The sequence below is a fragment of the Hydrogenophaga sp. GW456-12-10-14-TSB4 genome, assembly GCF_059424305.1.
In genome coordinates this window covers 23,182-44,559 of record NZ_JBWKZH010000038.1, presented here as the reverse complement: position 1 = coordinate 44,559, position 21,378 = coordinate 23,182, and the positions used below count along the sequence as shown (strand labels likewise).

Sequence of the window (21,378 nt, the reverse complement as noted above, 5' to 3'; positions counted from 1 at the left end):
AGGGGCATTCAGGTGGGGCGACGGCGGCGCCAGGCCAGCGCGCCGAGCAGGGCCAGCGGGCCGGCGAGCCAGCCCATCGCGCCGCCACCGCCGTTGCCGCCGGCTTCGGCGGAGGCGTTGGCCGGCACCACGTCGATGGTGAAAGAGGCCGCCACCGGCGCGGGGAAGTTCACCGGGTCGCCGCTCTGGCAGGTCAGCGTGTAGGTCCAGGTGCCCAGCTGTGCCGGGGTGTGCTTGTCGCTGGTGGAGGCCACGGGGCGGCTGCCGCTCCAGGGGTTGCCCGGCGCGTTGCTGCTGGCCACGCAGTTGTTGATCAGCTGGCCGCTCCAGCTGAAAGTGACCTCGCGGCCCAGTGCGATGGTGCGCGCGGAGGTCGGTTGGCCCGCGCCGAGGTTGTTCAGCGCCGTGGCGTTCAGTGTGACTTTCGGCTCGAAGTTGAACACCGGCACCTCGTCGCCGGGTGTGAAGCGGAACAGAACACCGTTGTTGCTGGGGCCGCTTCGGTTGGTGATGCCGTAGAAGTGGCCGTCCACGCCCTTGCGGAGGTTGAAGGGGTTGTTGCCCTCGGTGGCCGCAGTGAAGGCATAGAGCGTTTCATACTTCTCCAGGGCGGTGTTCCAGCGGAAGACCGTGCCAGCGCCATTCACGCCGCCGCTCGCCGTGGAGCCGTAGAAGTGGCCGTCGTCGCCCAGCACCAGCGATGACGGGTACGCGCCCTCGGTGTTGGCGTTCGCGCCGGCGAGGTGGTGCAGAACCTCGAAGTCGGTGCCATCGGGCCGGATTCGGAACAGCACGCCGGTGCCGTTGGTGCCCGCAAAAGGGTTGATGCCATAGATGCGGCCGTCGCTGCCTTCCAGCAGCGGCCCGAAGCTGCCTGTGTTGAAAGACAGCGCCGGGTCGGTTTGGTAGAGCAGCGCCACCGCATCGGTGTTTGGATCGAGTGCGGCCAGGCCGACCGTGCGCGACACGTTGGTGGAGCCGAGCCCGTACAGCTTGCCATTGCTGTGGTTCAACAGCCAGGTGATCAGACGCGTGGTGCGTCCGGCGGCGACGTTGTAGCTGTAGATCGTGGTGATGCCACCGGCGCCGCTTTTGTCGACCTTGTAGGAGTCGTTGGTGAAGCTGGTGTACAGCGTGCCGTTGCTGGCTTCCTTCCAGGTCCTCAGGCCGTTTGTGGTGTGTTCGGCCAGGCCGTTGATCCAGGCGCTGGAGGCAAAGTCGAACTGGCTGAGCCCGGTGTTCGTGGTACCGCGGATACCGAACAGATCGCCGCTGGCGGTCACGGTCAGGTGGCTGACGTTGCGGGCGTCGCTGGCGAGCAGGGTGGTGAACTGGCTGGTGGCCGAATTGAACCGGAACAGCAGGCCGTTGGACATCACCCCGTAGAAGTTGGGGCCCGTGGCTTGCACGAAACGCGACTCTTCGGCGTACGCCGAGTCGTAGACGGCCGGTTGGGCGGGAAGCGTGTGCAGGACATCGACCGATGGCAGGGTGGCCTGCGCAGCGGCCGCGGCCACCGACAGCAGGGCGAACACCGCGCGGCGGACGTACCGGCCGGTGGGAGGAGGGGCGAGGGTGTGTGCGGACATGGTGTGGATTCGCTTCGCTTGAATCAGAACTGGTAGGTGAGCGTGACCTTGGCGGTGCGCCCGGGGGAGGGAATGGCCACCGCAGAGCTGGTCATGGCCTCGACGTAGTAGCGGTCGCGCAGGTTCTCGACGCTGAAGTTCAGGTCGAGGTGGCGCCCGATGCGCCAGCTGCCGAACAGGTCGTAGATTTCGTGCGGGCGCCAGCCGGTGTTGACGGTCTGCCCGGCGCTGGTGAGCAGGGTGCCGGCGGAGCCGGTGACGAAGTGGGCACGCAGGCCCAGGGTCAGGCGGCGCTCCAGCAGGCGCGTGCCCAGGGTCAGCGTCTGGGTGCGTTTGGGTGGCAGCACCAGGCCCGCCATGTCGGTGCCGAGGTTGGCGTCGAAGGTGTCCTTGCAGCCGGGCGCCAGGTAGCCGCAGAACTGGGCTTTCTCGAAGTGGTTCAGTCCGTAGCTGCCAAAAAAAGCCCCGTTGTCGTACCGGGCGCTCAGCTCCACGCCTTTGAAGCGTGCGCCGTCGATGTTGGTGTAGTAGTAGGGCGAGCCGGTCCCGGAGGACAGGTGGCGCGCGAGGTAGCCGGTGTGGCGGTTGTTGAACAGCGTGAAACCCACGTTCACCGCGTCTTCGCGGGCCCACACGTTCTTGCCGTTCCAGCGTGCGCCGACCTCGGTGCTTTCCGTCACTTCGGGTTGCAGCACGCTGCGGTTGTGGCCATAGGTCAGGCCGACTTCCTTCGGCGTGGGCGGGCGCCAGCCCTCGCTGGTTCGGACGAAGAACGCGAGCGACTCGATCGGCTGGATGGTCAGGCCCACGCTGGGGTTGACGCGGTCGTGGCCGTCGTTGATGGCAAAGGGAATGCGGGCCTGCCCCGGAATCGGCGAGATGAAGCTGCCCGTGCCTTCGCTGGCGTAGGACTCGCGGCGCAGCCCGACGTCCAGGGCCACGTGCTCGTTGAACTGCACGTTGGCGCGCACGAACAGGCTGGAGAACTCGCGCTCGCCGCGGGGTTCGGTGATGCCCAGGCCGGTGGTCTTCTCGTGTTGCAACGAGCCGCCGTAGGCCAGCGTGAGACCCACGCCGGCGAGGTCGAACACCGAGCTGTTCCACGCCTCCAGGCCCTGCGTGTCGGTGGTGCCGGACACGCCGTAAGTGATCTCCGGATGCAGCTCGTCGAGCTTCACGTGCCAGAGGTTGAGGCGCAGGTTCCAGAGCGGGTTGGCGGCGGGCTTCCAGCCGTAACGCACCAACGAGGTGGTCTTCTCCACCTCGGACAGCAGCTTCTGTTCGATGTTGTAGTCGAACGCGGTGATGCGCGATTCACCGAACTTCGACTCCAGCTGGTTGTGGCTGAGTTCGACCCATTGATCGGCCGGCAATTGCAGGCGCGCCTTGAACAGCGCGGACTTCGTGTCCTGCGAGGTGTTGAACACCTCCTGGTCGGGCTTGTAGAGCGAGATCGGTTCGCGCGTTTCGCCCGCGGGGCCGTGGTTGCTGAACGTGGGGCTGCCGCTGGAGCCCGCGTAGTAGTTGCTGCTGCGCCGTTCGCTGTGCACGGCCACCAGGTCGAGCTTGCCGTCGAGTGCGCGCCATGCGCCGGCCACGCTGCCCGACTTGTTCCGGTCCGGTGTGCGCACGTCGATCGCACCCGTGTTGTTGTAGGTGCGAAAACCGGTGCCGGGGCTGGCGTTGTTGGCCCAGCCGCCACGCAGGCGCAGGCCCCAGTTCTTGCCGTCGCGCAGCAGGTCATCGGCGGTGAGGGTGCTGAGGTTGACCACGCCGCCGCCGGTGCCGGCACCGTGCGGGCCGCTGTTGGGGCCTTTCTCCACCACGATGCCGCTGACCAGGTCGGGGTCCACGTAGTTGTGGTTGTTCTCGCCGCCGTAGCTCTTGGAGGTGTTGCTGGTGGACTGCGTGCCGTCCACCAGTACCTTCACGCGGTCGCCCTGCTGGCCGCGCACGTTGAGGTCGAACGAGGCGCCGTTGCGCGCGTTCGCGGCGGTGACGCCGGGAACGCCTTTGAAGATGTCGCTGGTGCTGGTGGGCGGCAGGCGGTCGAGTTCCTCGCGGCTGACCGTGTTGACCGTGGCGGCGTTGGGCAGGGCCTGTTCGCGCTCGGCCGTGACCAGCACGGTGGGCAGCTCGACCGCGTCCGCCTGCGGGGCGGGCGTGGCCGGCGCGGGCGCGGGCGGGGGCAGCGGGCGCACCGTCAGGGCGCCGGCCTCGATGCGGCCGGCCAGGCCGCTGCCTGCCAGCAGGCGTTCCATCGCCTGCTGGGGTGTGAAGCGGCCCGTCACGGCGGGTGCGCGCTTGCCGGCGAGCAGCGCGGGCGACACCACCAGGGTCAGGCGCGACTGGCGCGCGAGGTCGGTCAGGGCCTGCGACAGCGCTTGTGCCGTGCCGGTGGTGTTGAGCACCACGGAGGTGTCGGTCGCGGTCTGGGCCCACGACGTGAGCGGCGTGCCCAGTGCCAGCAGCACGGCCAGCGGAACCGTGGCCAGCGGCCAGCGGGGAATCTGCATCGGATCCATCTCCAACAACGTCGGGGCCGCCGGGTATTCGGGGCCCTCTGTTCAGGAAGACGGATCAGCGCAAAAAAACCTGATGTGTGTGTCGCTGTGGATGAAAAAAAGCGCCGCGCTTCAGCGCGCCACGATCTCCGTGCCATCCGCGCCGCGCACGAGGCGCACCGGCAGCACCTCGGGCAGGCTGCGCGCGAATATGCCGAGTTGCTGCAGGTCCACGCTGGCCGTCACCGGCAGGCGGGCCACCGCCGCGTCGGTCGCGCGAAGGTCTGTCTCGCCGTAGCGGCCCAGCTCGTCAAGCACGCGGCCCAGCGGCACGTTGTCGAAGTCCAGCCGCCGGTGCTGCCACGCGGCCATGGCGTCGGTGGGCATGCGGCCCACGGCGCCCGGCTGGCCTTGCGCATCGGTGGTGACGGTCTGGCCGGGCGTGAGCTCCACCGCCTGCGCGCCCGTCGTGTCGTTGGCGCGGGCCACGCGCACACGGCCCTCCAGCACGGCCACCCGCACCGTCTGCTCGCCTTGCAGCGACGGGGTGTAGCGCACGGAAAACCGCGTGCCCACGACGGTGATGCGCGCCGCGCCGGCCAGCACATCGAAAGGCTGCGCGGTGTTGCCCCGCACCTGGAACAGCACCTCGCCTTCGGGCAGGCGCACCTCGCGCCGGTTGCGGTACAGCGTGACGCCGGCGCGCGTCGCGGTGTCCAGCAGCAGCTGGCTGCCGTCGGGCAGTTCGGCCGCGAGGTTCTGCCCGCGCTGCGTGGCGTAGTCGCGGCTGAAGGTGGGTTGCTGTTGCCAGTGGTCCCAGCCGAACCAGCCGCCGCCTAGCACCCCGAGCGTGAGCACGGCGGCCAGCGCATGGGACAGGCCGCGCCGGCGCAGCGCCGGGGCCGCAATGGGAGGCGGGGCCGCTGGTGCCGGGGCGGGTGCCCGCGGGGTGTCCAGGGCGGACGATTCGGCCGCCTTGTCCAGCGCCAGGGTGGTGCGCAGGCGCGCCGTGCCGGCCGGGGGGATCTCGTCGATGGCGCTCCAGACGCCGGCCAGTTCCTCGAACGCGGTGCGGTGCTCGGGCGCTGCGTCGAGCCAGGCCTGCAAGGCGGCCTGTTCCGGTGCCGGCAGGCCGTCCGCCGCGCGCACCGACCATTGCAGGGCCTCGAAATCCACCGGCGAGAGCGCGTCCAGCAGGGACTCGTCGATCGGTTCATCGACGTGTGGGGGCGGCGGTGGCGGGCGCTGGTTCATGGGGGCGATTTTCGTGGTTTCTCCCAAGGAGACGGATCAGGCCGCCAAAACCTGATGTCGGGTGCTTCGCCGCTCAGTCGTCGAGGGCCGGTGTCCGTTTGGCGCGGACGGTTTCGCCCAGGGCCTGGCGGCAGGCCGCCACCGCCAGCATGATGTGGCGTTCGACCGCGTTGACGCTGACCCCCATGGCAGCGGCCACCTCGGCATGCGACAGCCCTTCGATCTTGTGCAGCACGAAGGCCATGCGGCAGCGCGGTGGCAACCGCTCGATGGTGGCCACCAGCGTGCGCGCGCGCTGCATGCCGGCGTAGATGGCCTCGGGCTCGTGCGCGCTCGGGCCGGCCATCTCCTGGAGCAGGTCGTCGCTGTCGTGCTGGCGCACCTTGAGGTGCCGGTGGCGGTCGATCAGCAGGTTGCGGGCGATCTCGAACAGCAGGGCACGCGCGTTCTCGACGGGCTCGCCCGAGCGCATGCGCGCCAGCATGCGCTCGAAGGTCAGCTGCACGAGGTCTTGCGCTTCGTGCGGGTCCTTGACCTCCCGCATGAAGAAGCCCAGCAATTCGTCGTAGTACCGAACCAGCATGGCGAGCCAGAAACCCTGGATGAAAAGATGTGCGCAAGTGTAACTCACGAATGAGAATTATTCCCATTTGAGGTGGCGTTCCATCACCAGCAGGCCTGCTGCTGCCGCCACGCCATACGCATGCGCCTGCGCCACGATGGCGCCGCCGATCAGCGCGGCCTCGCTGGCCACGGGGCCGACCGCCCACTGCCATGCCATCCAGGCCAGCACCGTGGCCAGCGCCACGCGGCCCAGCCCATCGCCGCGCCGGGCCTGCGGCCAGAGCGTGAGCACGAACAGGCCGTACAGCACACCCGACAGCCCCACGTAGTGGGTGAGTGACGGATCGAAGGCCAGCAGCATCAGCGAGACGCCCAGCCCCAACCCGGCCACGCACGCCAGCAGCCTGCCGGGGGACGGCAGCGGGTTCGCCAGCACGCCGCAGAGCACCAGTCCCAGGGCGTTGAGCGCCCAGTGGGCCCAGCCCAGGTGCACCAGGTGCGCGGTGAACAGCCGCCAGAGCTCGCCGTCCAGCAGGGCGGCGCGCTCGAAACGCAGCGTTGCCCGGGCACCGGCCGGCAAGGCCTGCAGCACCGCCATGGCGGCGATGAGCGCGGCGATGGCGAGCCAGGTGCGGCGGTGGGTTGGGGAAGGGCGGGACACGGCGGGCAGTATAGAAACCGCGCATGAAGGCATTGCGTGAGGACATAAACTCGACCCACTGCCCATCCGCCGCCGGGGCATGCCACGGCGGCCCGCCTTTTGAAAGCGCCTTTCCCATGAGCCGAGACGTCCACGTCATTGACCACCCCCTGGTGCAGCACAAGCTCACCCTCATGCGCCGCAAGGACACCAGCACCAAGAGCTTTCGCGAGCTGGTGCATGAGCTGAGTGCCCTGCTGGCCTACGAGATCACGCGCGACATGCCGATGCAGGAGATCGAGATCGAGACCCCGCTGGAGAAGATGACCTCGCGCGTCATCGACGGCAAGAAGGTGGTGCTGGCCTCCATCCTGCGCGCCGGCAACGGTTTTCTGGACGGCATGCTGCAGGTGATCCCGGGCGCGCGCGTCGGCCACATCGGCCTGTACCGCGACCCCGCCACCCTCAAGGCGGTGGAGTACTACTTCAAGATGCCACACGACATGCACGAGCGCGACGTGATCGTGCTCGATCCCATGCTCGCCACCGGCAACTCCGCCGTGAGCGCGGTGGACCGGCTCAAGAAGACCAACCCTCGCTCGATCCGCTTCGTCTGCCTGGTGACCTGCCCCGAGGGCCTCAAGACCTTCCATGACGCCCACCCCGACGTGCCGGTCTACACCCCGGCGGTGGACCGCGGCCTGAACGAACACGGCTACATCGTGCCGGGCCTGGGCGACGCGGGCGACCGAATCTTTGGGACGAAGTGAACCAGTCGGGCCGCGCGCGCTCGAACCCCGCACCATGACACCGCCCACCCCCTCCTTGCCCATCCGCTTCTGGACCCTGGGCTGGTCCTCCCTGGTCCGCGACTGGCGCGCGGGCGAACTGCGCCTGCTGATGCTCGCCGTCACCCTCGCGGTGGCCGCGCTCACGGCGGTGGGCTTCTTCGCCGATCGCCTGCAGGGCGGCCTCACGCGAGACGCCAGCGCGCTCATCGGCGGCGATGCGGTGGTCAGCAGCGACCACCAGCCGCCACCCTCGTTCGAGGCCCGGGCGCGCGAACTGGGCCTGACCACCACGCAGACCCTGGGCTTTCCCACCATGGGCCGCGCGCGCGACGAAGAGGGCGGCGCCGCGCGCCTGGTGGCGCTGAAGGCGGTCGGCGAGGGCTACCCGCTGCGGGGGACCCTGCGTGTGGCCGAGGCCCAGGGCGGGCCCGACAGCGCCACCCGCGAGATCCCTGCCCCCGGCACCGTGTGGGTGGACGAGGCCCTGCTGGCGGCGCTCGATCTGAAGATGGGCCAGGCGCTGCTGCTGGGCGATGCCACGTTCCGCATCGCGCGCCTCATCGTGGTCGAGCCGGACCGGGGCGGCGGCTTCATGAGCTTCGCGCCGCGTGTCATGCTCAACGCCGCCGACCTGCCCGCCACCGGCCTGGTGCAGCCCGCCAGCCGGCTGACCTACCGCCTGGCCGTGATCGGCAACGAGGCCCGCGTGGCCGATTTCAGCGACTGGGCCACGAAGGCCATTGAGCAGCCCGACGTGCGCGGCATGCGGCTGGAGTCGCTCGAAGGCGGTCGGCCCGAGATGCAGCAGACACTGGGGCGCGCCGAAAAATTCCTCAACCTCGTGGCCCTGCTGGCCGCGCTGCTGTGCGCCGTGGCCGTGGCGATCGCCGCGCGCGGCTTCGCCCAGCGCCACCTGGACGACTGCGCCATGCTGCGCGTGCTCGGCCTCTCGCAAGGCACCATGGCGCGCGCCTACACGCTCGAGTTCGCGCTCATCGGCCTGTTCGCCAGCGCCCTGGGGGTGGCCATCGGTTATGCGGTGCACCACGCCTTCGTGCTGCTGCTGGCCGGTCTGGTTGAAGCCAGCCTGCCCGCGCCCAGCCTCACGCCGGTGCTGCTCGGCCTGGGCATGGGCCTCACGCTCATGATGGCCTTCGGCCTGCCGCCGGTGCTGCAGCTGGCCCAGGTGCCCCCGCTGCGCGTGATCCGCCGCGACGTGGGCCAGCTCAAGCCCGCCACGCTGGCCGTGCTGGGCCTGGGGGTGGCGGGTTTCGCCGCGCTGCTGCTGGCCGCCAGCCGCGACCTGCTGCTGGGCGCCATCGCCGTGGGCGGCTTCGCGGGCGCGGTGCTGCTGTTCGCCGCCGCCAGCTACGCGGCGGTGCGCGTGCTGCGCGCGAGCGTGAACGAGGCCACCGCGCCGCGCGCGCTCGTCATGGCCACGCGCCAGCTCTCGGCCCGCCCGGCGTTCGCCGTGGTGCAGATCAGCGCGCTCGCGGTCGGCCTGCTCGCGCTGGTGCTGCTGGTGCTGCTGCGCACCGACCTGATCTCCAGCTGGCGCAGCGCCACGCCGCCCGATGCGCCCAACCGCTTCGTCATCAACGTGCAGCCCGAGCAGGGCGAGGCCTTCCAGCAGGCGCTGCGGCAGGGCGGCGTGCAGCGCTTCGACTGGTATCCCATGATCCGGGGCCGGCTGGTCACCATCAACGGCAAGACCGTGGCGCCCTCGGACTTCACCGAAGACCGGGCGCAGCGCCTGGTGGACCGCGAGTTCAACCTCTCCAACACCGCCACGCTGCCCGCGCACAACCCGGTGGTGGCCGGCCGCTGGACCGAGAACGAACGCGATGCGCTGAGCGTGGAAGAGGGGCTGGCCGAAGAGCTCGGCCTCAAGCTCGGCGACCGCCTGGGCTTCGACATCGCCGGCCAGATCACCGAGGGCCGCATCACCAGCCTGCGCAAGGTGGACTGGGGCTCGATGCGGGTGAACTTCTTCGTCGTGTTCCCGGTGGCCCAGGTGCCCGACGTGCCGCTGAGCTACATCAGCGCCTTTCGCGCGCCCGAACCCACCAACGGTTTCGACAACGCCCTGGTGCGCCAGTTTCCCAACATCACCAACGTCGACATGAGCCAGACCATCGCCCAGGTGCAGCGCGTGCTGGGCCAGGTCATCAGCGCGGTGGAGTTCCTGTTCGCCTTCACGCTGGCGGCCGGTCTGGTGGTGCTGCTCTCGGCGGTCACGGCCACGCGCGGCGAGCGCGAGCGCGAGTTCGCCATCCTGCGCGCCGTGGGCGCGGGCTCCGGGCTGCTGCGCCAGGTGCAGCGCATCGAGCTGCTCGGCGTGGGCCTGCTGGCGGGCTTCCTGGCCTCGGCCGTGGCGGTCGCGGTGGGCTGGGCCCTGGCCCGTTTCGTGTTCCAGTTTTCGTGGACGGCTTCGCCCTGGGTGCCGCTGGGCGGTGCCGTTGCGGGCGCCTTGCTGGCGTTGCTGGCGGGCTGGTGGGGGCTGCGCAGCGTGCTGCGCACGCCGGTGGTGGAAACCTTGCGCAAGGCAGCAGTCTGAAAAAAACGGCATGAGCGATCTCATTCAACCCCAGGAACCCACGCAGCACGCCACGCCGTTCGACTGGATCGGCGGCGAAGACCGGGTGCGCGCGCTGGTCGACCGCTTCTACGACCTGATGGACATCGAGCCGCGTTACCGCGAACTGCGCGCGGCTCACGGCAGCACGCTGGAGAGCGCGCGGCAGAAACTGTTCTGGTTCCTCTGCGGCTGGCTCGGTGGCCCGCAGCACTACACCGAGCAGTTCGGCCACCCGCGCCTGCGCATGCGGCACATGCCGTTTGCCATCGGCATCATCGAGCGCGACCAGTGGCTGGCCTGCATGGACCAGGCGATGGGCGAGACTGGCGTGGACGCGGCGCTGCGCGAGCGGCTCAAGACCAGCTTCTTCCAGACCGCCGACTGGATGCGGAACTCGCCGGGCTAGGCTTCACCTCGCTGCCTGCGGGATGTCCTCGTGCAGGCAGAGGTAGTTGCCTTCGGTGTCCTTGAACCACGCGGCCTTCTCGGCACCGAGCACGCACACGTGGTTCACAGTCTTGAAGTCCGGGAAGTCGTAGTCCTCGAACACCACGCCGGCCTGCTTGAGTCCGCCGATGGTGGCGACGATGTCCGCCACCTGGAAGCTGATCGCCGTGTGCTCGGCCTTCGTGCCTTCGGGTTTGGGAAACAGCGCCAGGGTGGTGCCGCCCACCTGGTACACGAACTTGCCGTCCGGCCGGGTGCCGCCGGGCGTCAGCCCGAGCCGTCCCTCGTAGAACTGGCGGGCCCGCGCCATGTCGATGACGGGGAGCATGGTGGTCACTGCAGCGTTGTTCAGCATATGCAGTCCTTTCCAACAGCGGACATGCAGTATGGACCCGCGTCAGCCCGAGCGCAACAGCACCACCAGCGCGCCCGCACCCCCTTCGGCCGGGCGCGCCTGCACGAAGGCGATCACTTCCTTTTTCTGCACCAGCCAGCGCAGCACGCGGTTCTTCAGCACCGGGGTGCGCCCGGGTGAACCCAGGCCCTTGCCGTGCACCACGCGCACGCAGCGCAGGCCGGCGAGGTGGGCTTCACGGATGAAACGGCCCAGGGCTTCACGGGCTTCGTCGGTGCGCAGGCCGTGCAGGTCGATCTGGCGCTGGATGCTCCAGCGGCCTTCGCGCAGCTTGCGCACGATCTCCGGCCCCAGGCCCGGCCGGCGGTAGCTCAGCAGCTCATCGGTGTGCAGCAGGGTCTCGACGTCGAACTCGTCCGACAGGGCCTCACGCATCACCGAGGCCTCGTCTCGCTGGCGCTGCAGGGGCAACGGGTCCACCGGCACCGGGCGCGGCTCGATGCGGCCCGGGTGCGCGATCGGCCGCACCGGGCCGACCGCGAGCTCGAACAGCCGGTGCTCGCGTTCGCGCCGGGCCGTGGCCAGGCGCTCGGCCTCGCGCTCGGCGGTTTCGCGCGCGCTGCACTCGGCCAGCGCGTTGCGGATGGCCTTGAGTTCGCCGAGGGTGGTCGCCTTCATGTCCGCCATTGTGGAGGTTCCAAGGCTGTCGTCTTTCAGGGAGCTTCCGTATCCATCGGTTTGCGTGGATGCTTCTTTTAAATGTAGTAATAAATATTTTATTTGATACCAAGATTCTGGAAAATATGATTTATAAAGTGGTACTTTAAAAAATGAAAGGCGAGGTGCTTCTTGACATCAGGTTCCCGGTATCTCCGCTATGGCGGGGCTGCGTACGACAAGACTTCAGACGCCTTGATGGCGCGATTCGTCGACAGCTGGTACGCGCGAGCGACAGTGCGACGGCCATGGGCTTGGGAGCCGGCCCTCGATCCTGAGGTGCCTGACTTCGTGACTGCGCTGCTGCCCTTCCGGGATGACCCTGCCTTTCATCAATGTCCGCAGCACCTTCAGTCCGCGTGCCTGTCGGCGGCTTGGCTGGTCTACAACCACAAGACGATCTCGATCGAGACGCAGATCATCATTCCTGCCTGCCTCGACCTAATGCAGCTGAGCACGTCTCACCGACTGTCGGATCGCGAGTTGAGCGCGGTCGCAGAGACCGTCACCGATGAAGGCTTCCACACGCTCGTGGCGGCCGAGTTGTGCCGGATGACCTCGTCCTTTCGGGGCATCGACGTGCGCATGCCCGCGTTCGATCTCACCTTGCGGCTGGACGCGCAGCAGCGGGCGATCGCGGATCCCCGCCGCTTCGCTCTCGTGCGCCTGGCCTACGCGACGGTGTCGGAGATCTTCATCAGCGACTACCTATCGCTTTTGAGCGAGGCCGACGAGATCCAGCCCCTGTTCCGCACCGCCGTCGCACTGCATAAGGCCGATGAGGTGTGTCACAAGCGCCTGTTCCCGATGCTGGTGCGGCCGGTCGTTCAGGACTGCAGCACGGATGAGAAAGCCTTGTTCGTGCGTTCGCTCTACGAAGCCCAATCCGCCTTCACCAGCCGGGAAACGCGCCTGTGGGCTGATGTGCTGGATCAGCTCTACCGAGGCCTCCCCGATAGTGAGGGCCTGCGTCCGCCGCAATGCACCGAACTGCACGGTGATGGCGACTTCGAGGGCGTGGCGGACTTGGTGTCTGAGCTGGGGCTGGCGAGATCCGACCTTCTCGAGGCGCGCGCTCCATCGCTTGCCTGAGCCCCCGCTGATCAGGCGTGCGCTTTACGCGCCACCACTTTCCGTTTGCGTTAACCCCCAACTGTGTTCGAGGAGAACCGAGGCATGTGTTCAATTTTTGGCATTTTTAATCCCGCAGTTTCCGAGCAGGAGGCGCGGCGGATCGCGGTGGATCAGTCCAATCTCATGATCCACCGCGGGCCCGACTCGCACGGCGTCTTCTCATGTCCGAGCGGCGTCCTGGTGCACAACCGCATATCGATCGTCGATGTGTTTACCGGTGGCCAGCCTCTCTACAGCCAGGACCAATCGGTCGCGCTCGTGGCCAACGGCGAGATCTACAACCACCACGAGGTCCGTCAGACGTTCGCGCAGTACCCTTTCGCAACAGCGTCGGACTGCGAGGCCATCCTGGCTGCGTACATGGAAGAAGGCGTGGCCTGCCTGCAGCGCCTGCGGGGCATGTTCGCCTTCGCCATCCTGGACCAACGCACCGGGACCTATCTGATCGGCCGGGATCACATGGGCATCCTCTCCCTCTACTACGGCCATGACGCCAGTGGCGCCCTGTACGTGGCTTCAGAGATGAAAGCCTTGGTGGGCGTCTGCGAGCGCATTGAGATCCTTCCGCCCGGGCACTACCTGAGTAGTGCATCGCCGGCGCCTGTTCAGTACTACGAACGGGACTGGCAGAACTTCGAGGGCGTGCGCGGCTGGTCGAGCGAAGTCGCGGCCCTGCGCGAGGCGCTGGAGGAGTCGGTCGAGTCGCACATGATGTCCGATGTGTCTTTCGGCTTGTTGCTGTCGGGGGGGCTCGATTCGTCGCTGGTGTCCAGCATCGCGGTCCGCAAGTACGTTCAAGCCGGTGGCCGGGCATCGGACCTATGCTCCTTCTCCATCGGCCTGGAGGGATCGCCCGACCTAGCCGCCGCGCGTGAGATGGCCGCCTTTCTCGGCACCCGCCACTTCGAGCACGTGTACATGATCGAAGAAGGTTTCGACGCCATCCGGAAGACCATCTGGCACATTGAGTCGTACGACGTGACGACGGTCAGGGCGTCGACGCCGATGCAGATGCTGGCGAGGAAGATTCGCGGCAATGGCGTGAAGGTCGTGCTCACCGGTGACGGATCCGATGAGGCCTTCGGGGGCTATCTGTACTTCCACAAGGCACCGGGTCCTCGCGAGCTTCACGAGGAGTGCCTTCGGAAGCTGTCGATGATGCATCTCTACGATTGCCTGAGGGTCAGCAAGACCCTGCTGTCCTGGGGCGTGGAGCCCAGGGTGCCCTTCCTAGACCGACAGTTCCTTGACGTGGCGATGCGCATCGACCCCCGCTTCAAGATGTGCGGTGACGGCAGGATAGAGAAACACATCCTGCGCGAGACCTTCGCCGACTACCTGCCGCCCAGCATCGCATGGCGTCAGAAGGAGCAATCGTCCGATGGTGTCGGTTATGAATGGATCGATGGCTTGAAGGCCATGGCCGCGCAGGCAGTGACAGATCGCGCGCTGCAAGCGGCGGGGCACCGCTTTCCCCACAACACCCCTGGGTCCAAGGAGGCCTACCTGTACCGATCCATCTTCGAGGAGCTCTTTCCGCACCGATCGGCGGTGTTTTGCGCGCCTGGCGGCAAGTCGGCAGGCAACGCCACCGAGGCAGCCAGTGCCTGGCTGGGGGGGCAGTTGATCGACGATCCTTCGGGTCGTGCGGTGATCGGTATCCACGCCAGTGCCATGGCGGCCCACTGAGACTTGGAGGGAAACGCCATGCAAGCCCCGAACGAACAGCAGAATATCGGCCTGGGTATCCATGCCGGCGTCGGTGCCTCCCTCATATGGGGCACATACCCCTTGTGGTACCGGCCGCTATCCCATGTCCATACTTATGAGTTACTGGCTAACCGAATCCTGTGGTCCATCGTGTTTCTGATGCCCCTGCTGTTCTTCGTCTATCGCAAGGGCGCGCAGTTCCGGCAACTCGTTAGAGACGTCACCAAGCTGCCTGTGGTGGCCGTCTGCGCGGCCATCTTGGCCGTCTGGTGGTTTCTCTACATGTACTGCGTGACTAACAACCGCGTGCTGGAAGCAGGTCTTGGATACTATCTAGGGCCCATCTTCACCGTGGTGATGGGCATGGTGTTCCTGCGGGAGCGCATCGACCGCTGGTCGGCGGCATCGGTGCTGGTTTCTTTTGCGGGCATCGGGTACTACGCCATCGCTACCCAAGGCAGCTTTCCGTTCTTGGCCATCGGCCTCGGCCTGTGCTACGCGGGTTACACGGTCTACAAGCGGGCCAACGTCAACTTTGATGCGCAGGTTTCGGTCGCCCTCGAGTTGCTGGCCTTACTGCCGGCGGCGATGCTCATCTTCGCGCACTACGTACAACAGGGTTCCTTACAGTCCTTCCGGACCACCAGCCTGACCGACAACGTTCTGTTGTTCATGCTCGGAGTGATCAACGTGTTGCCCATGTGGTGGTACACGGTGGCCACGCGAAACCTTCCCACCGTGCCTATGAGTTTTCTCCAGTACATCTCACCTACCTGCAATTTTCTGCTGGCCGTGTTCTGGTTCGCCGAGCCTTTCTCGCGGCACTCCCTCATCATGTTCCTGCTGGTGTGGACGGGTGTGGGCATCTACACCGTGAGGACGATCCACCGCATGCACAGCGCCCGTGCATCACTGCCGCCAGGGGTGCAGCGTGTGCGGTGAGCCACCCTGGTTCGTGGCTCCGATGAACCTGCCCAACGGCCTGGACGATGGCGGCGGGGTACGTGAGGCGTATGTCTCGCTGGTCCGTTTGTTAACTGCTGCCTCGCCCATGGCGTCGATCATCCATGCCTCGGGGGACGTGCTGGGCACCGCTCTGGTGGCGCCCGTGCTCGAATGGCGGGACGGTCACCTGATGCTGGGCTTCTTCGAGGGCGACGTGCCCGAGCGGGTGTCGCAGGTGCTGATCGTGTGGACGGTGAGCGCCCGAGTGCCACCCGGCCTGTGGCCGTCTCCCGCGCCGCTCACGGCCTTCGCGGGCTACCTGCACGTGTCACTGCGTTGTTCCTTGCTGGAGCCGGTCGCGCCGCAGCGCTTTTGGGCGCGCCAGGCGCTGGTGCAAGGCAACTTGGGCGACCTCGGCACGGCCGACCTCGGCCGGGTCTTGCAGGGGCTGCGGCTATGTGGGGACGATGCTCAGCGCACTGCCGCGGGCGTGTTCAGCGCCTGGACGCGTTACGCGGCCAGCGCCCATTAGGGCACAACCCCAGCCGCCCATCGGCCGCATGCGGTCATGCACAACCTCCCGAGACCCAACAACTAGATCAAGCCTTCCTGGGCCATGGAAACCGCCTTCTCCCGTGTGACCACGAAATGGTCGAGCACGCGCACATCCACCAGGGCCAGGGCCGTGAGCACGGTGCGGGTGAGCTCGACGTCGGCGAGTGAGGGTTCGGCGTTGCCGCTGGGGTGGTTGTGCGCCAGTACCACGGCCGCCGCGTGGAAATGCAGGGCGCGCACCACGATCTCTCGCGGGTACACCGCCGCCTGTGCCAGGGTGCCGCGAAAGAGTTCTTCCATGGCGATCAGGCGGTTCTGGTTGTCGAGGTACATCACGGCGAACACCTCGTGCGGCCGCGCGCCCAGGTGCAGCTGCAGGTAGTCGCGCACCGCGCTCGGGCTCTCAAAGACGGCTTTTTCCTCCAGCCTTTCGGCCAATGCACGCCGGGCCAGTTCCAGCACGGCGATCACCACGGTGCGCTTGGCGGGGCCGAGCCCCTTGATCTGCTTGAGGGCGTCGGCCCCGGTATGGAGCAGGCCGCTGACACCACCGAAGCGCTCCAGCAGCTCCTCGGCGAGTTTGAGCACGTTCTTGCCGGCGATGCCGGTGCGCAGCAGCAGGGCAAGCAACTCGCCATCGCTCAGAGCGCCGGCCCCTCGCTCAAGCAGTTTTTCGCGGGGGCGCGAGTCGCGCGGCCATTGCTTGACGCCAGTGATTGACAGGTCATTCATGGGCGGTCCTTCCTGATGGGATGGGGTTTTTACAATAGAGGGCTGTGTCGGCTCCCAGCTGTCCATTTTGCATACTTTTGACTGATATAACCCCACGCCCTATGCCCCAAGTCCAAGAAGGTTCCTTCCTGACCCTGCACTACCGCATGTCCGGACCGCAGGGACAGGTGATCATCGACACCTTCGAGGGCAAGCCCGCGACGCTCAGCCTCGGTGCGGGCGAGCTGTCGCCCGCGATCGAGCAGCGCCTGATCGGGCTGGAAGAGGGCACGCGCACGGTGATCGAGCTCGCCGCCGGCGAGGCCTTCGGCGAGCGCCAGCCGGACATGGTGCAGTGGGTGGCGCGCAAGCTGCTCAACGAGCTGGGCGACCCGCACGAGCAGTACGCGGCGGGCGACGTGGTGCAGTTCCCCACGCCCGACGGCCTGGGCAGCTACGCCGGTGCGGCGGTGCAGGTGCGCGAGGACGGCGCGGTGCTGTTCGATTTCAACCACCCGCTGGCGGGTCAGCCGGTGCGCTTCGAAGTGCAACTGATCGGGGTGCTGTGATGGGCGATTCACCCGAAATCATCATGGCCGAACCCCGGGGCTTCTGCGCCGGGGTGGACCGCGCCATCGAGATCGTCGAGCGCGCGCTGGCCAAGTTCGGCCGGCCGATCTATGTGCGCCACGAGATTGTGCACAACACCTACGTGGTCAACGACCTCAAGTCCAAGGGCGCGATCTTCATCGAGGAGCTGTCCGACGTGCCGCCCGGCGCCACACTGGTGTTTTCGGCGCACGGCGTGAGCAAGGCGATCCAGGACGAGGCGAAACAACGCGGCTTCCAGATCTTCGACGCCACCTGCCCCCTGGTGACCAAGGTGCATGTGGAGGTGGCCAAGCTGCACCGCGAGGGCTACGAATTCATCATGATCGGCCACAAGGGCCACCCCGAGGTGGAAGGCACCATGGGCCAGCTCGACAGTGGCATCCACCTCGTGGAAGACGTGGCCGACGTGGCCCTCGCCGCGCCCGCGCAGACCGAGAAGCTTGCCGTGGTCACGCAGACCACCCTCTCGGTGGACGACGCGGCGGAGATCCTCGACGCCGTGAAGGCGCGCTTTCCCAGCGTGCGCGAGCCCAAGCAGCAGGACATCTGCTACGCCACGCAGAACCGGCAGGACGCGGTCAAGCTGCTGAGCCCGCAGGTGGACATCGTGATCGTGGTGGGCAGCCCCACCAGCTCCAACAGCAACCGCCTGCGCGAGCTGGCGGTGAAGCTGGGCACGCCCAGCCACATGGTGGACAACGCCGACGAGATCCAGGCCGAATGGTTCGAAGGCAAAAGCCGCGTGGGCCTCACGGCGGGCGCCTCGGCGCCCGAGATCCTGGTGCGCCAGGTGATCGAGCGCATCAAGGCGCTGGGCGCGATCTCGGTGCGCACGATGGACGGGCTGACCGAGACCATCAAGTTCCCGCTGCCCAAGGGCCTGAAGATCGACGGCGAAGACACCAAGCCGCTGGAACACCTGCGCTGAACGCGCGCCGCGCCCGGCCGGGGCGCAAAACTACAATCGCCGCATGCTAGACATCGTTCAACTGAGAAAAGACCTCGACGGGGTCGTGGCGCGCCTGCAGACCCGCAAGCAGCCCCAGCCCTACCTGGATGTGCCCGCCTACCAGGCGCTGGAGTCCGAGCGCAAGGCGCTGCAGACCCACACCGAGGACTTGCAGAGCCGGCGCAACGCGCTGTCCAAGCAGATCGGCATGCTCAAGGGCAAGGGCCTGCACGCCGAGGCCGAGGCGGCCATGGCTCAGGTGACGGCGCTCAAGGCCGAACTCGATGCGTCGACCGCGCGGCTGGATGTGATCCAGGCCGAGCTGCAGAACCTGTTGCGGGCCGTGCCCAACCTGCCGCACGAGAGCGTGCCGGTGGGCGACGACGAAAACGGCAACGTGGAGCTGCGCCGCTGGGGCACGCCCCGCACGTTCGACTTCGAGCTGCGCGACCACGTCGACATCGGCGAAAAGCTCGGGCTGGACTTCGAGACCGGCACCAAGCTCGCGGGCTCGCGCTTCACCTTCATGCGCGGCCCCATCGCCCGGTTGCACCGCGCGCTCGCGCAGTTCATGCTGGACGTGCAGACGCAGGAGCACGGCTACACGGAGTGCTACACGCCCTACATCGTCAACGCCGAGACGCTGCTGGGCACCGGGCAGTTGCCCAAGTTCGAGGGCGACATGTTCGCCGTGAAGAAGGGTGGCCAGGAAGGCGAGGAAGTGCCGGACACGCAGGCGCTCTACCTCATCTCCACCAGTGAAATCACGCTGACCAACACCGTGCGCGACACGGTGCTGGTCGAGGCCGAGCTGCCGATCCGCCTGACCGCGCACACGCCCTGCTTCCGCTCCGAAGCGGGCAGCGCCGGGCGCGACACGCGCGGCATGATCCGCCAGCACCAGTTCGACAAGGTCGAGATGGTGCAGATCGTGCACCCCGAGAAGAGCTACGAGGCGCTGGACGCGATGACCGGCCACGCCGAGGCCGTGCTGCAGAAGCTGGGCCTGCCTTACCGCGTGATCGTGCTGTGCACCGGCGACATGGGCTTCGGCTCGACCCGCACGCACGACCTGGAGGTGTGGGTGCCCGCGCAGGGCACCTACCGCGAGATCAGCTCGGTGTCCAACTGCGAGGCCTTCCAGGCGCGGCGCCTGCAGGCGCGCTTCAAGAACGCGCAGGGCAAGAACGAGCTCGTGCACACGCTCAACGGCTCGGGTCTGGCGGTGGGCCGCACGCTGGTGGCGGTGCTGGAAAACTTCCAGAACGCCGACGGCAGCGTGACCGTGCCCGAGGTGCTGCGGCCTTACCTGGGCGGTCTGGAGCGGCTCACGCCCCAGTGACCGGACACCCGGTGGGTGCTGGCCGCTCCCCGGATGTCGAAAGCGCCCTGGCCCGTTCGTCGTGAGGGTGGGGCGCCCCTGTTGGCGGCGGCCCCTTTGCTCCAGAAAGGAAACGCCATGGCCAAGCTCGTGTTCGGCATGAACCAGTCCCTCGACGGCTATGTCGACCACACGGGTTTCGCGCCCGGCCCCGCGCTCTTTCGTCACTTCATCGAGCAGGCCCAGGGGCAGACGGGCAGCGTCTATGGTCGCGTGATGTACGAGATCATGCGCTACTGGGACGACGAGCACCCGGAATGGGACGCCGAGGAACGCGCCTTCGCGGCGGCGTGGCGCCGGCAGCCGAAGTGGGTGGTCTCGCGTACCCTGAAGTCGGTCGGCCCCAATGCCACGCTGGTGGGGGATGACCTCGAGGGTGCGATCCGCTCGCTGAAGGCCGGGCACGACGGCGAGATCGAAGTGGCCGGTCCGAACCTGGCGAAGCGCCTCACCGAGCTGGGCCTGATCGACGAGTACCGGATCTACCTGCACCCCGTGGTGCTGGGGCAGGGCCAGCCCTATTTCGCCGGGCCCCGGCCGCCGCTGCGCCTGGTGAGCCACGAGCCGATGGGCGAGGACGTGCTTCGGTTGACCTACGTGCCGGCCTGAGTTCGTGAGGATGGCCGGTGTCAGCGCGGCTGGCGCATGAGGTGCTGCGCCACCGCGTCGAAGGCCGGCAGCGTGGTCGGGTCGTTGGCGGAATTGCTCGCCACCGGGTGCGAGGCGTAGCGCACGATCACCACGCCGGCCTGCGGGTTCACGTAGATGCGCTGGCCGTGCACGCCGCGCGCCATGAAGGCGCTGTCGGGCTGGTGGGTGACCCACCACATGTTGCGGTAGCTCCAGCCCGGCAGCAGGCTGTAGCCGGCCTGAGCGAAGGCCTCGCGGCTGCCGCCGCGCCGGATGTCGTCCACCACGGCCTTGGGGACGATCTGCTGGCCGTTGAAGCGGCCGTTCTGGCGCAGCATCTCGCCAAAGCGGGCGAGATCGCGCAGGCCGGTGTTGAGGCCACCGCCGGCGAAGGGGGTGCCGGTGGCGTCCACCGTCAGGTAGGCGTCCTGTTCCGCGCCCAGCCGGCTCCAGATGCGCTCGGACAGCAGCTCGGCCACGTTGCGCCCGGTGACGCGCGCGATGATCCAGCCCAGGGCGTCGGAGTTGACGGTCTTGTAGGCAAAGGCGGCACCGTGCCGGCCCTCGGGCTGCACGGTCTGCAGGTACTCGTAATAGCTGCGCGGGCCGGTGTAGTCCTTCGGCTTGGGCAGCGGGTTGCCGGCCTGCGAGAAGGCCCAGACCTCCGCATTGGGGTCGGCGTAGTCTTCGCTGTACTTGAGGCCGGTGGTCATGTCGAGCACCTGCCGCACGGTGGCGTTGCCGAAGGCCGATCGCGCCAGCTCGGGCACGTAGTCCGCGACCCGCTTGTCCGCGTCCAGCCGGCCTTCGGCCACCAGCATCGCGCCCAGGGTGCCGGTGACGGACTTGGTGACCGACATGGCGCCGTGCTGCCCCTGCGCGTTCAACACCCCGAAGTAGCGCTCGTAGACGACGCGGCCCCGGTGCAGCACCAGGATGCCGTCGGTGTAGTTGGCCGCCAGCGATTCGGCCCAGGTCATGGTGGAGGTGGTGCCCAGCGGCGTGAAGCGCACGGCATCGATGCCCGGCCGAAGCGCGCGCGGCAGGGGTGTGGGCGCGCCCACGCCGCGGGAGACGTTCACCGTGGGCATCAGCTGGCGGAAGTTCGACACGCTCCAGCGCATCGCGGGAAACTGGAAGTAGCTGCCGTCGTCGAAGCGCAGCTGGCGCTCCGGCGGGGGCGGGGCGCCCACCATCCAGCCCAGCCGGGCGGGGTCGCTGGCCGTGGCATCCGGCGGCGGGGTCTGGGCGGAAGCGGCGGTGGCCGCGCCCAGCACGAGTGCGAATGGCAGCAGAGCGGATTTCATGGTGC

The 21,378-nt window shown here is 67.7% G+C and carries 20 protein-coding genes; 11 read left to right on the top strand and 9 right to left on the bottom strand.

Going from position 1 to position 21,378, the window contains the following annotated elements; genetic code table 11:
• Positions 1-8: 8 nt before the first annotated feature.
• The 5 genes from AC07ZS_RS18385 to rrtA form a co-directional block, all read right to left on the bottom strand.
• Complete coding sequence (locus AC07ZS_RS18385; protein ID WP_494799971.1) at positions 9-1,589, bottom strand: choice-of-anchor tandem repeat GloVer-containing protein; 1,581 nt, start codon at positions 1,587-1,589, stop codon at positions 9-11.
• A 23-nt stretch (positions 1,590-1,612) separates the two neighbouring features.
• Positions 1,613-4,105 (bottom strand): TonB-dependent receptor, encoded by a 2,493-nt coding sequence (locus tag AC07ZS_RS18380; protein ID WP_494799970.1) that lies wholly within the window; start codon positions 4,103-4,105, stop codon positions 1,613-1,615.
• Positions 4,106-4,225: 120 nt separating this feature from the next.
• Positions 4,226-5,347 (bottom strand): FecR family protein, encoded by a 1,122-nt coding sequence (locus AC07ZS_RS18375; protein WP_494799969.1) that lies wholly within the window; start codon positions 5,345-5,347, stop codon positions 4,226-4,228.
• A gap of 73 nt (positions 5,348-5,420) precedes the next feature.
• Positions 5,421-5,978, bottom strand: a complete 558-nt coding sequence (locus AC07ZS_RS18370) for an RNA polymerase sigma factor (RefSeq protein ID WP_494799968.1) — start codon at positions 5,976-5,978, stop codon at positions 5,421-5,423.
• A 9-nt stretch (positions 5,979-5,987) separates the two neighbouring features.
• Entirely contained in the window at positions 5,988-6,572 is a 585-nt protein-coding gene (gene rrtA, locus AC07ZS_RS18365; RefSeq protein ID WP_494799967.1) for a rhombosortase, read from the bottom strand.
• Between the two features lie 116 nt (positions 6,573-6,688).
• Here rrtA and upp point away from each other — a divergent pair, with 116 nt between their 5' ends.
• From upp to AC07ZS_RS18350, 3 genes are read left to right on the top strand one after another with little or no spacing between them, the layout of a single operon-like run.
• Positions 6,689-7,321 (top strand): uracil phosphoribosyltransferase, encoded by a 633-nt coding sequence (upp, locus tag AC07ZS_RS18360; protein ID WP_382323429.1) that lies wholly within the window; start codon positions 6,689-6,691, stop codon positions 7,319-7,321.
• Positions 7,322-7,355: 34 nt separating this feature from the next.
• Positions 7,356-9,899: an ABC transporter permease gene (locus AC07ZS_RS18355; protein WP_494799966.1), complete on the top strand. Its 2,544-nt coding sequence runs from the start codon at positions 7,356-7,358 to the stop codon at positions 9,897-9,899.
• A 10-nt stretch (positions 9,900-9,909) separates the two neighbouring features.
• The gene (locus tag AC07ZS_RS18350; protein ID WP_494799965.1) at positions 9,910-10,326 is read left to right on the top strand and encodes a group II truncated hemoglobin; all 417 of its coding nucleotides are present in this window, start codon (positions 9,910-9,912) and stop codon (positions 10,324-10,326) included.
• Between the two features lie 3 nt (positions 10,327-10,329).
• On the opposite strand, the gene AC07ZS_RS18345 is transcribed toward AC07ZS_RS18350, so the two are convergent.
• Both AC07ZS_RS18345 and AC07ZS_RS18340 read right to left on the bottom strand, forming a co-directional pair.
• Positions 10,330-10,722, bottom strand: coding sequence for a VOC family protein (locus AC07ZS_RS18345; RefSeq protein WP_494799964.1), 393 nt, complete (start codon positions 10,720-10,722; stop codon positions 10,330-10,332).
• Positions 10,723-10,764: 42 nt separating this feature from the next.
• Positions 10,765-11,409 carry a Smr/MutS family protein gene (locus AC07ZS_RS18340; protein ID WP_494799963.1) on the bottom strand — a complete coding sequence of 215 codons (645 nt, stop codon included), beginning with the start codon at positions 11,407-11,409 and terminating at the stop codon, positions 10,765-10,767.
• Positions 11,410-11,571: 162 nt separating this feature from the next.
• On the opposite strand from AC07ZS_RS18340, the gene AC07ZS_RS18335 reads away from it, so the two are divergent.
• The 4 genes from AC07ZS_RS18335 (at position 11,572) to AC07ZS_RS18320 (ending at position 15,760) form a co-directional block, all read left to right on the top strand.
• Positions 11,572-12,531: a diiron oxygenase gene (locus AC07ZS_RS18335; protein ID WP_494799962.1), complete on the top strand. Its 960-nt coding sequence runs from the start codon at positions 11,572-11,574 to the stop codon at positions 12,529-12,531.
• A gap of 84 nt (positions 12,532-12,615) precedes the next feature.
• Complete coding sequence (gene asnB, locus AC07ZS_RS18330) at positions 12,616-14,262, top strand: asparagine synthase B (protein WP_494799961.1); 1,647 nt, start codon at positions 12,616-12,618, stop codon at positions 14,260-14,262.
• An 18-nt stretch (positions 14,263-14,280) separates the two neighbouring features.
• Positions 14,281-15,225 carry an EamA family transporter RarD gene (rarD, locus tag AC07ZS_RS18325; protein ID WP_494799960.1) on the top strand — a complete coding sequence of 315 codons (945 nt, stop codon included), beginning with the start codon at positions 14,281-14,283 and terminating at the stop codon, positions 15,223-15,225.
• A 22-nt stretch (positions 15,226-15,247) separates the two neighbouring features.
• Entirely contained in the window at positions 15,248-15,760 is a 513-nt protein-coding gene (locus tag AC07ZS_RS18320) for a hypothetical protein (RefSeq protein WP_494799959.1), read from the top strand.
• 62 nt (positions 15,761-15,822) lie between these two features.
• Here the strand turns inward: AC07ZS_RS18320 and radC are convergent, their stop codons facing one another.
• Entirely contained in the window at positions 15,823-16,515 is a 693-nt protein-coding gene (gene radC, locus AC07ZS_RS18315) for a RadC family protein (RefSeq protein ID WP_494799958.1), read from the bottom strand.
• Positions 16,516-16,616: 101 nt separating this feature from the next.
• On the opposite strand from radC, the gene AC07ZS_RS18310 reads away from it, so the two are divergent.
• The 4 genes from AC07ZS_RS18310 (at position 16,617) to AC07ZS_RS18295 (ending at position 20,045) form a co-directional block, all read left to right on the top strand.
• A complete protein-coding gene (locus tag AC07ZS_RS18310) occupies positions 16,617-17,063 on the top strand; it encodes an FKBP-type peptidyl-prolyl cis-trans isomerase (RefSeq protein WP_494799957.1) in 447 nt (148 codons plus the stop codon).
• On the top strand, positions 17,063-18,034 hold the full coding sequence (gene ispH / locus AC07ZS_RS18305) for a 4-hydroxy-3-methylbut-2-enyl diphosphate reductase (protein WP_494799956.1): 972 nt from the start codon (positions 17,063-17,065) through the stop codon (positions 18,032-18,034). The genes AC07ZS_RS18310 and ispH overlap by 1 nt, the downstream gene beginning before the upstream one ends.
• 43 nt (positions 18,035-18,077) lie before the next feature.
• Positions 18,078-19,397, top strand: coding sequence for a serine--tRNA ligase (gene serS, locus AC07ZS_RS18300; RefSeq protein ID WP_494799955.1), 1,320 nt, complete (start codon positions 18,078-18,080; stop codon positions 19,395-19,397).
• Between the two features lie 117 nt (positions 19,398-19,514).
• Positions 19,515-20,045, top strand: a complete 531-nt coding sequence (locus AC07ZS_RS18295) for a dihydrofolate reductase family protein (RefSeq protein ID WP_494799954.1) — start codon at positions 19,515-19,517, stop codon at positions 20,043-20,045.
• Positions 20,046-20,065: 20 nt separating this feature from the next.
• Here the strand turns inward: AC07ZS_RS18295 and AC07ZS_RS18290 are convergent, their stop codons facing one another.
• Entirely contained in the window at positions 20,066-21,373 is a 1,308-nt protein-coding gene (locus AC07ZS_RS18290; protein ID WP_494799953.1) for a serine hydrolase domain-containing protein, read from the bottom strand.
• Between the last annotated feature and the right edge of the window lie 5 nt (positions 21,374-21,378).

What these genes read in the sequence shown, in the direction of transcription:
- AC07ZS_RS18385 (WP_494799971.1), bottom strand. Translation starts at nt 1,589, where the DNA reads ATGTCCGCACACACCCTCGCCCCTCCTCCCACCGGCCGGTACGTCCGC.
- AC07ZS_RS18380 (WP_494799970.1), bottom strand. Translation starts at nt 4,105, where the DNA reads ATGCAGATTCCCCGCTGGCCGCTGGCCACGGTTCCGCTGGCCGTGCTG.
- AC07ZS_RS18375 (WP_494799969.1), bottom strand. Translation starts at nt 5,347, where the DNA reads ATGAACCAGCGCCCGCCACCGCCGCCCCCACACGTCGATGAACCGATC.
- upp (WP_382323429.1), top strand. Translation starts at nt 6,689, where the DNA reads ATGAGCCGAGACGTCCACGTCATTGACCACCCCCTGGTGCAGCACAAG.
- AC07ZS_RS18355 (WP_494799966.1), top strand. Translation starts at nt 7,356, where the DNA reads ATGACACCGCCCACCCCCTCCTTGCCCATCCGCTTCTGGACCCTGGGC.
- AC07ZS_RS18350 (WP_494799965.1), top strand. Translation starts at nt 9,910, where the DNA reads ATGAGCGATCTCATTCAACCCCAGGAACCCACGCAGCACGCCACGCCG.
- AC07ZS_RS18345 (WP_494799964.1), bottom strand. Translation starts at nt 10,722, where the DNA reads ATGCTGAACAACGCTGCAGTGACCACCATGCTCCCCGTCATCGACATG.
- AC07ZS_RS18340 (WP_494799963.1), bottom strand. Translation starts at nt 11,409, where the DNA reads ATGGCGGACATGAAGGCGACCACCCTCGGCGAACTCAAGGCCATCCGC.
- asnB (WP_494799961.1), top strand. Translation starts at nt 12,616, where the DNA reads ATGTGTTCAATTTTTGGCATTTTTAATCCCGCAGTTTCCGAGCAGGAG.
- rarD (WP_494799960.1), top strand. Translation starts at nt 14,281, where the DNA reads ATGCAAGCCCCGAACGAACAGCAGAATATCGGCCTGGGTATCCATGCC.
- AC07ZS_RS18320 (WP_494799959.1), top strand. Translation starts at nt 15,248, where the DNA reads ATGAACCTGCCCAACGGCCTGGACGATGGCGGCGGGGTACGTGAGGCG.
- radC (WP_494799958.1), bottom strand. Translation starts at nt 16,515, where the DNA reads ATGAATGACCTGTCAATCACTGGCGTCAAGCAATGGCCGCGCGACTCG.
- AC07ZS_RS18310 (WP_494799957.1), top strand. Translation starts at nt 16,617, where the DNA reads ATGCCCCAAGTCCAAGAAGGTTCCTTCCTGACCCTGCACTACCGCATG.
- ispH (WP_494799956.1), top strand. Translation starts at nt 17,063, where the DNA reads ATGGGCGATTCACCCGAAATCATCATGGCCGAACCCCGGGGCTTCTGC.
- serS (WP_494799955.1), top strand. Translation starts at nt 18,078, where the DNA reads ATGCTAGACATCGTTCAACTGAGAAAAGACCTCGACGGGGTCGTGGCG.
- AC07ZS_RS18295 (WP_494799954.1), top strand. Translation starts at nt 19,515, where the DNA reads ATGGCCAAGCTCGTGTTCGGCATGAACCAGTCCCTCGACGGCTATGTC.
- AC07ZS_RS18290 (WP_494799953.1), bottom strand. Translation starts at nt 21,373, where the DNA reads ATGAAATCCGCTCTGCTGCCATTCGCACTCGTGCTGGGCGCGGCCACC.